Source organism: Streptomyces sp. NPDC127117, assembly GCF_042677325.1.
Taxonomy (GTDB): domain Bacteria; phylum Actinomycetota; class Actinomycetes; order Streptomycetales; family Streptomycetaceae; genus Streptomyces.
In genome coordinates, this window is the sequence record NZ_JBHXTM010000035.1 from 1 (window position 1) to 12,424 (window position 12,424).

The window sequence follows — 12,424 nt, forward strand, 5'->3', positions numbered from 1 at the left end:
ACCGCATACGCACCGAAGGCATCGAGAAGAACACCCACGACAACCCCTTCGGCGCCGTCCTCTCCTTCCGCGGCACCGTCACCGACACCACCGTCAAGCACGCGCTCTCCGGCAAGGTCATCGAGCTGACCGACACCTTCCCGGTCCCCGACGCCAAGGCGTTCGAAGTCGGTCAGTGGTGGGCCGTCCAGGTGGACCCGGTCGCGGGCGGCGGCGGTGACGAGCGCGAGCTCCAGAAACTCGTCGAGATCACCGAGATCATCGACGCCGGACACATCCGGATCGGCTACCTCAACGGCTGGGAACTCGCTGCGGGCCGCACCCTGACCTGGACCCGCATCGAACCGGTCCGGGGCACCCACATCCGCAACATGGTCTTCGAGGGCGCCGGCCCCGACGAGTACACCGGCTCCCACCCGGTCAGCTTCGAGTACGCCGTGGGCTGCGACGTCTCCGGGATCCACGCCACCGGTACCTTCTGGCCGGTCATCATGCGCCGCTGGTGCACCCGTTTCCGCACCGAGGACTGTTCCCTGAAGAACCCGCCCACCGTCGAGTACGGCGGCGCGGGCTATCTCACCCAGCAGATCTACTGCCTGTACGGACGGGTCGCGGACTGCACGACCAGCAATGTCCGCCATCTCAACGACCTCACCGCCTCCGCCTACTGCACCGTCGTGAACTGCCACGGCGACGGCGACGACGCGGGCGGCAACCCCTTCACCACGCACGGGCAGTACGAGCACGATCTGCTCTTCGACGGCAACTCCGGGCTGATGGACATCGCCAACTCCGGTGCCCAGTGGGGGATTTCGGCGAAGCGGATCACGGTGCGCAGACATGTCTGCTCCTGGTTCACCGCCAACACCAAGATCACCGACCTGACCCTCGAAGACATCACGGTGATCGCCCGCCCCACCTTCGACCAGGCCGGCACCCTCACCGTCAACGCCGACGGCGCCCAGGTGCGCGGCTGTACCGCGAAGACCTTCGCGGTCGCCCAGCGCTCCGCCCGTTCCACCCGGCCCACCACCATCAGCGACTGCTCCTTCGAGCCGCCCGCCGGAGCCGTCCTCGTCCAGACCCCGGTCACCGCGCCCGTGCACTTCGTACGCTGCACGTTCAAGGGTGTCGACGGCGCGATCCTGCGCGGGGCGGGCCCCGTCCGCTTCACCGACTGCACGGTCACCGGCGCCGAGAACGCGGCCCCGCTCTCGGTCGGTTCGGCGGATCTGCGGATCGACGGCGGCAGCTACGAGAACACCGGCATCGAACTCAGCGCCGTGCGCGACCAGCGGATCACCGTCACCGGCGGCGCCCGCCTCACCGGCAGCAACAAGGCCAAGGCCCTGCTCGGCCGGGCCGCCGGCGAGGGGCGGACCACCTGGGACATCAACGGTCTCAGCAGCTCCGCCTCCGGCCCGGACACCGCCCATGTCCGCATCGCCGACGGGACGAACCACTACGCGGCGACCGGCAGCCGCTTCACCGGCGGCGCCCTCCACCTCGCCCCGGACGCCCTGGCCTCGGTCCTGCACACCACATGCGTGGAGGACGGCACGAAGCGCAGCGCGATGCCGGCCAACGGCGACAAGGCGCGCACGGACGGGAACCTGACCCTGTGACCGCCACGATCCGCACCGCCACCCCGGCCGACGAGCCGGCGCTGGCCGCCCTGTGGCGGCGCTGTTTCGACGCCCCGCAGATCGCCGGCCTGCACGCCCTCGATCCGGACCGCCACCGCCACACCTTCGTCGCGCAGAGCGCCGAGGGGGAGGAGATCGACGCGGTCGTCGTCTACGTACCGAGGCTGATCCGCGACGCGGACGGCACCCCGCAGCGGGTCGGCGGCATCGGCAGCGTCGCCACCCGCCCCGAGGCCCGCGGCCAGGGGCTGGTGCGCCGGCTGCTGGAGGCGGCGGAGCACACCATGACGGCCGAAGGGTGTGCCTGGTCGCTGCTGTTCACCGGCACGCCGGGCGTCTACCGGGGCTCGGGATGGCAGGAGTTCGGCAGTACGTACACCGAGGGGACACTCGCGCCCTCGCAGCCCACCGGGGAGTTCCGGGTCCGCCCGGCCACCGTGCGGGACGCCGCCGAGGTGGCGGCCCTGCACCGCGCGTACAACGCGGACCGTCCGCTCAGCTCGGTGCGGGCGGCCGAGGACTGGGCGGTGCGGGTGCCCGCCTGGTACGGGCCGGTCGAGCGGTCGCTGGTGGCCCAGGACCCCGCGTCGGGGGCGCTCGCCGGCTGGCTGGTGGCCCAGCACCAGGGGGAGTACCTGGAGGTTCGGGAGTTCGCGGGCGCCCCCGAGAGCCTGGGCGGGCTGTTCGCCGCCGCCGGCGAACGGGGCCGGGCGGCCGGGCTGAGCCGGGCCCGGGTCCGGCTCCCCGACGGTCCCGGGATCCGGGCCGCGCTGCCGGTACTGCTGGCGGACACCTGGCGGGTGACCGAACGTGTGGGCATGGCACGCCCGCTGCACGCCACCGAGGAATCGGTGCGGGCCACGGTCACGGCACCCGGCGCGGTCCACTGGTACGGCGACTGCTTCTAGTTCTAGGAGGGGTGTACGGCGACTCCTTCCGGAAGGGGCCCGCGGTCAGCGGCAGGGGGTGAGCAGAAAGCGCCCCACCAGCCCCGCCCCCGCGTCCAGCCGGCGGCGGAACTCCTCCGCGAGCAGCGGCACTTCACGCAGCCGCCAGAGGACCAGCGCCGTCGACCAGGCCGCCTCGCGGGCCCGTTCCAGACTCCACGAGCCGAACAGATGGGTGAGCGGGTCCGCCAGTTCCAGCAGATCGGGGCCCGGCATCAGATCTTCCCGGATCCGTTCCTCCAGCATCAGCAGGAGATCGCCCACCCGGTCGAACTCGTCCTCCAGATCCGGCGGGGCGCAGCCCAGCGTGCGGCAGGTGTCCATCACGGCGAGCGGCAGGTCGTGGCCGATGTGCGCGTTGATGCCGGACAGGGCGAACTGCAGTGGCCGTACGCCCGGATGGTGCCGGTACTGGAAGAGCGGATGCCAGCAGTCGGGCGTCCGCTCTCCCGCCGCCGCGGCGTCGACCGCCGACAGGTAGCGCTCGGCGAACCGCACGTCCAGCGTGGCGGCGGCCGGCCGGTCCGGGAACGCACCGCCGTCGATCTGCCGCCGGACGGTCTCGGTGACCGTCAGATAGATGCGGTTGAAGACCGCCACCCCGTCCTCGGCCCCGCCCGTCGGCGGCCGGGCGGAACTGAACGCGCGCATCCGCTCGATCACGGAGGCGATGCCGGGGACGGAGCTGTGCAACTGCTCGAACTGCGCCATGGGTGCAGCGTCCCAGCCCCGGGACCGGGACGGTGCCGACGGGCCCGGGGTTCATCGGAATGGGCGAACGGCCGCGACACATATCCCCTGTCAGCCACCGCCGCCTCGGCCCCCGGGCCGGCACGACTACTTGGCCAGCTTGCCGTTGGGCCGCACGGTGAACCAAGTGCCGTTCACGCCATGGCCGTTGGTGTCACCCGGCTGCTCGTCGCCGGTGTACCAGTAGAGCGGCCAGCAGTCGATGCTGAGCTGCTTCGTACCGTCGGAGCGGGTGTACGGGCTGAGCAGCTTCGGGTCGATGCCCTTGATGTTCTTCTTGTCGACGAGCCCGGCGGGCTTCCACTTCTCCAGACAGGCACCCCGGCAGTTGGACTTCATCGGCCAGGCGGTGTCCTCGGTGAAGCGGTAGAGCGTACGCCCCTTGCCGTCGCGGACGATCGTGCCGCGCTCCTTGTCGTCGACCGTGGACAGGGCGGGCAGGTCCTTCGACTCGCTCGGGGCCTCCTGCGCCTGTGCCTTCGCCTTCGTACCGTCGGGCGCGGCCGAGAACCACGTGCCGCCGACGCCCTGCCCGCGGGTCTGCCGGGGCGCCGTGTCCTGCGCGTAGCGGTACAGCGGCCATCCCGCCAGCGTCAGCTGCCTCGTGCCGTCCGCGCGCTTCACCGAGCCGAGCAGCCCGGGGTCCACGCCGCGGCCCGCCTTCGCACCGTCGGCGAGCACCGGCGGCCAGGCCGCGGCGCAGTCGCCCGAGCAGTTGGAAGCGGGCGGCTTCGCCGTGTCCTTGTCGAAGCGGTAAAGGGTGAAGCCCGCGCCGTCCGTCACGACCGGGCCCAGCTGCCGGCTCTTCCAGACGCTGAGGCGGCCCGCCTGCGAGGGCTGCGCACCGTTGCCCGTCGCGGCGGCGCGCCCGGCGGAGCCGGTGGTGGTCGCCGCCGTGCCCTGGGAGCTCGTGCAGGCCGCCGTCAGCATGACCGCGGCGACGGTGAATACGACCGGGACGTAGGTGAATTTACGCATGGGTATCCCTCTTTCGGAATTCTTGGGAACTTGATTTCGCTGAAGTGCTGAGGTGCTGAAGTGCTGAAGTAATGGCCCGCCCCGGCAGCAGGGGAGGAGTCGGCCGACTGCCGGGGCGGAGTTTCTGGTCCCGGAATTCCTTCTGGCCGGGCAGCATCGCTGTGAAAACGGCCGCTGTGGCGGGGAGGTTCAATTCCCGGGAGAATTTTTTTACCGGGTCGCGAGCCGTCAGACCCGCCCCGTGCCGGCCCCTGCCGACGTCTGCGTGGGAACGACCACCCGCAGGCCGAGTACGCCCAGGTCGACGCTGCCGTCGTTCTCCGCGTACCACCGCCAGTGCGCCCCCGGTACGTCGCCCACCGTCAGCACGATCCAGCCGCCGCCCTCGGACCCGGTGAGGTCCGCGAGCGCCCGCGCCTCCTCGGCGGTCGGCGCGTCCTGGAGGACGACGAACCCGGTGACCTCGCCCGTACGGGCGGCGCCACGCACCAGGCCGACGCCCAGTTCCTCGGCGGAGTTGAGGATCTCCTCGGGGGCCTTGCCCGTAACCTCCGACACGGAGCGGACCCGGACCAGACCATTGAGGCCGGGCAGGGCGCTCGCGCCCGGGTCCACCGAGACCACCACCGTGCTCTGCCGCGGCAGTTCGAGCAGCCCGCGTACCAGCGCCGCCACGGTGTCCTGGGCGACGACGAGGTCACCGCTGACGCTCAGCGCGCCGTTGATCTGCCCGAGGTCCACCATGACCTGCGCGCCCCGCTCGCTCACTCCGATCCGGGCGAGGTGCGGCAGCGCGAGCGTCACGTCGGTCGCCGGGTCGCCCTCGATGACGGAGGGCAGTCCGGTACGCTCCCAGCGATTCGGTTCGAGTGCGGTCCACGGCACGGGTGCCGTGTGCGCCCCCGACACCGACGCGAGCAGCTTCGTGGGTTCGGCGAGGACGCTGTAGACCCGTACCGGACGCTCCGCCCCCGCCGCGTCGGCGGGGATCAGTTCGCGCAGCGCCTGCCGCACCACCACCGGTGTACGGGTGTCCGCCGCGAGCCGCCGCGCGAGCGCCCCCCGCCGACGCCGCCGCAGCGCGAGCGCCAGGCCGCGCGGCAGGCGCGGCCGCAGCACCCGGGCGGCCCGCGCGATCCCGGAGCCGGTGGCGCGCACGGCCCGGCCGATCGGACGCCGCGCGACGATCACCACGGTCAGTACGGCGACGCCGGCGACACCCCCGATCAGCCAGGGCGACCCGACCCGGTCGCCCAGCCCGGCGAACGGTCCCGGGCTCCGGCCGGCCGCGGCGCGCGGCGTGGGGGAGGCGCTGCGCGCGGGGAGCTTCGCCGCGTCGGCGTTCTCCTCGGGCAGGACACCGAACTCCACGCCGGCCCCGTCCGCGTCCTCCGGCAGGATCAGCGGGAAGCCCGGGGTCAGCTGGTCGGGACTGACGAAAGCCGAGCCGTCCGGCAGCTGGCGCCCGCTGTTGAGGACCAGGATCTCCTCGAACCGGTCGCCGTCGCCGAGGGTGCGCTGCGCGATCCCGAACAGCGTCTCCTGCTCGCCGCCGTTCTCCTGCGCGGACTTGACCACGTAGTACTTCGTCACCTCGTCGGCCCGCAGCGCCCGGGAAGGCTGCGCCTGTACAGCGGCCGGAGCCGGTGCGGAGTCCAGAGCCCGTACGGATTCCGGAGTCCGTACGGACCCCAGGGCCTGCGCCGGTGCGGGCAGCGCCAGCCAGGTGACGGCCACCAGGCCGCACACCGCCGTCACCCGTGCCGTCGTGCGCCACGGCGCCGGCCGCCGCACTTCGTTCGTCGTCCTCGGGTCATCGCGCATCCTTCTCGTCCTCCTCCGTACGGGGCCTGGTGACGCGCACTGCTGATGCGTCGGCCGTCACACGCACGGAACCCCGGGGCGGTTCAACGAGCTGAACCGAAACGCCGACCACCCCGTTAGGAGGTGCCGAACGGGCTTGTAGCCGGGAGGAGTTGGATATGGCGCGTCGGCATGCCACGGGCTGGGAGGTGCTCGGGTTCGGGGAGGATCCGACCCCCGGGAACCCGGAGGCGATCAGAACACTTGCCAAGACCTATCAGGAGCTGAGCGACGGGGCGGGCGAGGCGGTCGAGCTGCTGCGCGACGACGGGGCGCTGCGCCGCGGCAAGGGCCAGGCGATGGACGCCCTGAAGACGCGCATCACCAAGGACCTGCCGGGGCTCCTGGAGAAGACCAGGGACTCCTTCCGCACCGCTGCGGGCGCCTACGACGAGTACGCGAACACCCTGACCACCGCCCAGGACCTGCTGGACCGGGCCATCGACCAGGGCCAGGAGGTCGCCGCCACCGCGAAGACGGAGGTCCCGGCGCTCGCGGCGGACGCCACTTTGGAGCAGGCCGAGACACACCAGGCGCAGCAGGGCGAGGTGAACGCCGCGAAGGAGGCGCTGTCCGCCGCCGAGGAGCTCGGCCGCATGGCGCAGCGGGTGCGCGAGGCGGGGTCCGAAAGGGCGACGATCATCCTCGACGACGCCGCCGAACAGGCCATCCCCGCACGGGACTTCGTGAAGGCTTTCGGTGACCTCCTCGCGGACAACCCGCTGGTGGAGATCATCGCCGGTGTCATCATCGGCATCGTCGCCGTGTTCTTCCCGGTCGTGGGTCTCATCCTGGGCGCGATCCTGTTCGCGGTGTCGGTGATCCGGATGGTGTCGCAAGGCAAGATCGACGCCGGTGAGATCATCATCGGCCTGCTCACCCTCGTACCCGGTGGAGTGCTGCTCGGCGGGCTCGGGAAGATCGTCGGGGCGGCGGGCAAGCTGGCGAAGTTCGCGCCGTTCCTGGCCAAGGTGGGCAAGGGCGTCGGGACCGCTTCGGGAGCGGTCTCGGCGGCCCTGAAGAACTCGACGTTCATCCGCAAGACCATCGACCCGCTGGCCAAGGGGCTCGTGGGTCTCAAGTCGTCCCCCGGTCTGGCCCTCGGTGCCAAGTTCGCGATCGACGTGACCACCGAGTTCAGCCTCGGCTTCCTGGCGAGCGGGCTCACGGCGTGGATCGACGGGAAGAAGTTCGACGCGGCCTCGGCCGCCAAGGGCGCCGCGCTCGGCGCCGCCACGGCTGGTGCCCTCACCCTGTTCGGCGGGACGAAGTTCGCCACCAGCATCAAGGACGCCTTCACCACCAAGGGCAAGTTCAAGAGCAACATCGACAAGGCGTTCTCCGTGAACAGCCTCGGTGTGGTCGACGGCAAGTTCAAACCCGGCAACGTCCTGTTCAACGACACCAAGGGCGGGCAGAAGACCGGCTTCCACGGCATCAACGGCACGACCAAGTCGGACCCCACCACGGGCGAGGTCAAGACGAAGGTCACGACCCCCGACGGTGCGAAGACCGAAACGAAGATCACTCCGCCCGGTCCCAAGGCCGACCAGGTCGAAGCCCCCGACGACCTGCCCTTCGGAGTCCCGGGGCCCGCGACATCGACGACCACCACGACACCGGACGGGTTCACGTCGACGACCGCGAACGGCACGAACACCATCAAGAGCCCGGACGGGGACGTCATCACCTCGAACGGCGACACGACGACGATCAGCACCCCGGTTCAGGGCCCGACCACGAAGGAGCAGGTCCTCGGCGGGCTCGGCGGTGAGTTCGCGCCCGCGCAGTCGGAGAAGCCCGCGCTCTCCACGGAACTGGGCCCGAACGGCGGTTTCACGACCTCGGGTCCGTTCGGCCAGGTCTCCAAGGGGCCCGACGGCACCACGACGTTCAGCTCGCCCGGCGGTGACGGCGGTGGTCCCACACCGGAGTTCACCGTGAACAACAACACGATCTCCACCCCGAACGGCCTCACCCTGACCGACAACGGCGGCTCCACGACGGTGGGCGGTGGCGGTCTCACCACGGACAACACGAACGGCGTCAACTCGGTCTTCAACGGCCCCCAGACGGGCCAGCCGGTGGCCACCCACAACCCCGCCGACGGCAACGTCGACATCAACTTCGGCAACACCACACTCAACGGCAACACAGGGAACCCCGGGGGTGGATTCGCCCTGCCGGACGGCACACAGACCAGCGTCGGCAACAACGGCAACGTCAGCGTCGTCAATGGCGACGGTGGCGGCCAGAACGTCAACCTGCCCCCGGCCAACGCGGGCGGCCCGGTCACCTTCACCGACACCAATGTCAGCACCAGCATCCCCCCGGCCGGCGGCGCCACCATCACCACGCCGGGCGGCCCCGCCACCACGCTCGACCACACGGGGTTCACGGTGAACACCGGTGGTCCCACCCCCGACACGGTGCAGTTCAACGGGCCGGGCAACTCGCTCGACGTGACGCCGCCCGGCGGCCGGCCGCAGGTCTCGGTCGGCCCGGACGGCTCCATCACCACGGGCAACATCAACACCGACGGGGGTGGCGGCGGTACGGCCACCGGCGGCGGGGGGAACGTGGAGTTCTCGCCGCTCGACATCAAGTTCAGCACGCCCGACGGCGGGACGATCGCCGTCAGCCCGCAAGGCCAGTTCGATCTGAGCCCCTCCGGCACCCAGCCGCCGGTCACGGTCAACCCGGACGGGGACATCGCCGTGGGCCCGTCCGGCGCGGCCCCGGTCACCTTCAACGGCCCCGACGGCACTGCCGTCACCACCAAGCCGGGTGGCGGCCTCGACGTGACGCCGCCCGGCGGCCAGCCGCAGGTCTCGGCCGGCCCGGACGGCGGTGTCTCCGTCAACGGGATCACCACGGACGGCAACGGCGGCGGCACGGCCACCGGCCCCGGCGGCAAGGTCGACTTCTCGCCGCTCGACATCAAGTTCAGCACCCCGGACGGCACGACGTTCACCATCAACCCCAACGGCAAGTTCCACGTCGACGGGATCAGCCACGGCGCGGACGGCGTCACCATCGGCGGCTCGACCACGGTCCACAACGACGGCTCGGCGAGCATCGCCCACGGCGACCAGGAGATCAAGGTCGCTGCCGACGGCACCATCACGGCCAACGACGCGCAGGGCAACCCGGTCCCGCCGGCCGTGCCGCAGCCGACCCCCGGGAATCCGGTGAACGCGGGCAACACCACCATCTCCGTGGACCACGGCGGCGGCCACTCGGTCACCGTCCACGGCCCGAACGGCACCACGGTGACGGTCGGCAACAACGGAAGCACGACCGTCAGCCATGGCCCGATCCAGGCGAGTCACGGCCCGAACGGCATCGGCGGCAGCGTGGGCACCGGCAGTCCGGTCCAGGTCAGCCAGGGCCCGGACGGCGTCACGACCGTCAGTCAGAACGGTACGTCGGTGAGTACGGGCGGCAACGGCCCGACCACGGTCGGACCGCAGGGCGGGCCCGCCTCGGTCACCGTGAAACCGGCCGACGGAGCCAACCCGACGCAGGTCACCACCTCCGATGGCAGCACCACCAGCGTCCACGGCGACGGCACCGTCACCAAGTCGGCGCCCGCGGGAGCCGGCAGCCAGACGGTCAACACGGGCGGTCCGGACAACACCACGGTGACGGTCGGCGACAACGGAAGCACGACCGTCAGCCATGGCCCGATCCAGGCGAGTCACGGCCCGAACGGCATCGGCGGCAGCGTGGGCACCGGCAGTCCGGTCCAGGTCAGCCAGGGCCCGGACGGCGTCACGACCGTCAGTCAGAACGGTACGTCGGTGAGTACGGGCGGCAACGGCCCGACCACGGTCGGACCGCAGGGCGGGCCCGCCTCGGTCACCGTGAAACCGGCCGACGGAGCCAACCCGACGCAGGTCACCACCTCCGGCGGCAGCAGTACCACCCTGACGGGGAACGGCGCCCGGACGGACGTCAACGGCACCAACACCGCGAACAGCACGATCAACAACGACGGCACCATCAGCAACAACGCCCCAGCGGGCCCCAACAGCACCGTCGTCACCGGAGCGAACGGCACCACCGCCGCTGACAACAACGGCAACTTCAGCGTGGACAACACCGGCACCGTCACCAGCGGCCCGGTCACCATCACCTCCAACACCGACGCCAACAACAACCCCGTGGCCACCTTCACCGACACCGGAGCCGGCGGTGTGCAGGCAGATGTCGGCACCAACGGCGTCGACACCCAGGGCGTCAGCACCACGGTCGACCCGGGCGGCGACGTCACCTTCACCCACCATCAGACACCCGGCGGTCCGGCCACGACCGTCAACTCGGGCCCCGACGGCACGATCACCGCACAGACCCCCGACGGGGCCGAGGCGAAGGTGCCGCCACGCCCGAACCCCGCGGGTGGCGCACCGGCACCCGCACCGGCCCCCAGCACGATCACCAACAACAACGGCGCCACCGTCTCGTCGGACGGGCAGACCACCACGTTCGCCGGCGACGGGTTCACGACCACCATCGGCAACGACGGCACCGGCCCGGCCACCACGACCGTCCACCACGACTCCGGCGTCAGCCACACCGTCGACAACAACGGCCAGGCCACGGTCGGCAACTCGCCGAGCGGCGCCGGCATCACCGGCACCAGCACCCAGGTGACGGTGAACACCCCGCAGCAGGAGGGCTGGGGCCTGTTCGGCAAACCGGACATGACAGGTGGCCAGAACACCCTGTCCAACGGCCCGGACGGCCCCACGATCACCACACATGGCGCCGACCCGATCCACGAGCCCGGCAGCACCGTCGTGCACGGCCCGAACGTGGGCGGACCCGAGGGCGAGTTCTCCGTCACGTACGGACCGGCCACCGGTACCTTCGCGCCCGGCGGCGTCACCGGTCTCGGCCCCTCCGGCACCCACGTCGACCCGGCCACCAACCTTCCCGTCGACACGGCGGGCAACCCCATCGGCAACAACCCCGGCAACACCACCATCAGCACCGTCACCGGCGACGGCAACAGCGGCATCACCGTGCCCACGCCCGGGGGCGGCCCCGTCGTGCACCACGACGGCTTCTTCGGCGGCAACACCGGCGTCGACACCAACAACAGCACCCTCGGCAAGAGCCCCGGCGACGTGGAGAACGCCGGTACGCCGGGCCAGAAGGCCGACATCCTGGACGGCCCGCACAACCCCTTCGATCGCGGCCCCGCCCCGGGCCCCGAGACCTTCACGGTGGGCGGCAACGGCGGCGGGCCCTCCGCGGACGTCCCGGTCGGCGGCAAGGGCGACTCCACCGTCCACGGCGGCCCGTTCGACGTGAAGGCCAACGGCGACGGCTCCTTCGACGTGTCCGTGTCCGGCAGCAACCAGCCCGGCGACAAGGTCACCGTCGGACCGGACGGCAGCCTCACCGGGCCCGGCGTGGCTCCGGCGGCGCAACCCGGAGCGGGGCAGGAGGGGCCCGCCGGACCCCCGCAGGTCACCTTCAGCAACAACACCACCGTCACCGGCGGGCAGGGCACGGTGCCCGTCGTCACCCCCGACGGCGGCGGCGCCACCACCACCTTCGCCAACGGCGCCGCCACCACCACCGACCAGGCGGGCAACGTCACCATCACGCAGAACCCCGACGGCAGCACCGTGTTCAGCAACACCGCGGGCGGCGAGAACACCACGTTCACCGTCACCGAGGACGGCGTGGAAGGCACCGTCACCACGACCGACGACAACGGCAACCAGACCACGTTCGACGTCCTGGTCAACAACAACGGCTCGGTGCAGGTGAAGGACGCCAACGGCAAGACCCTCACCGAGGTCGACGCGAACGGCTCCTTCAACGAGCAGCACACCCCGATCCACGACTACCACGCCTACGCGGGTGGCCCCACCTCCGTCACCGAGCTCCATGAATACGGCTACGAGGCCCTCACCAGCATCCTCAAGGGCGCCGTCGGCCAAGCCGTCAGCGTCGGCTACGAGGTGGGCGCCAACGGCGCCGACGCACAGACCACCCTGGAGAACGCGGGCATCAAACTCGGCTACGGCGTGGGCAATTCCCTGGCCGGCAAGAAGGTCGAGAACGACCACGGATTCAAGACCAAGGGACCTGAGGTGCCCCTCGCCTCGCTTCCCACGAAAACCATCGGCGCCGTCAACTCCAACCAGGACACCGAATTGGCGAATCCGCCGGAAAAGGCCCCCATCAAGGTCTGAACCGAATGGCCGCACCCGCCGTGTGTAG

The 12,424-nt window shown here is 71.2% G+C and carries 6 protein-coding genes; 3 read left to right on the plus strand and 3 right to left on the minus strand.

Features of this window, described 5'->3' with window-relative positions; all coding sequences use genetic code 11:
- Positions 1-1,625, plus strand: a 1,625-nt coding sequence (locus ACFVH0_RS26975) for a peptidase C14 (protein ID WP_385824210.1), incomplete at its 5' end; no start/stop codon positions are given.
- Positions 1,622-2,554: a GNAT family N-acetyltransferase gene (locus ACFVH0_RS26980; protein ID WP_385824212.1), complete on the plus strand. Its 933-nt coding sequence runs from the start codon at positions 1,622-1,624 to the stop codon at positions 2,552-2,554. The genes ACFVH0_RS26975 and ACFVH0_RS26980, both read left to right, overlap by 4 nt.
- 45 nt (positions 2,555-2,599) lie before the next feature.
- Here ACFVH0_RS26980 and ACFVH0_RS26985 read toward each other — a convergent pair whose 3' ends face one another.
- From ACFVH0_RS26985 to ACFVH0_RS26995, 3 genes are all read right to left on the minus strand, one after another.
- Positions 2,600-3,304 carry a DUF5995 family protein gene (locus ACFVH0_RS26985; RefSeq protein WP_385824214.1) on the minus strand — a complete coding sequence of 235 codons (705 nt, stop codon included), beginning with the start codon at positions 3,302-3,304 and terminating at the stop codon, positions 2,600-2,602.
- 126 nt (positions 3,305-3,430) lie between these two features.
- The gene (locus ACFVH0_RS26990) at positions 3,431-4,321 is read right to left on the minus strand and encodes an SCO0930 family lipoprotein (protein ID WP_385824216.1); all 891 of its coding nucleotides are present in this window, start codon (positions 4,319-4,321) and stop codon (positions 3,431-3,433) included.
- Positions 4,322-4,549: 228 nt separating this feature from the next.
- Positions 4,550-6,145, minus strand: coding sequence for a hypothetical protein (locus ACFVH0_RS26995; RefSeq protein WP_385824218.1), 1,596 nt, complete (start codon positions 6,143-6,145; stop codon positions 4,550-4,552).
- Between the two features lie 158 nt (positions 6,146-6,303).
- Between ACFVH0_RS26995 and ACFVH0_RS27000 the strand changes: the two genes are divergently transcribed.
- Positions 6,304-12,396, plus strand: a complete 6,093-nt coding sequence (locus tag ACFVH0_RS27000; RefSeq protein WP_385824220.1) for a hypothetical protein — start codon at positions 6,304-6,306, stop codon at positions 12,394-12,396.
- Positions 12,397-12,424 lie beyond the last annotated feature (28 nt).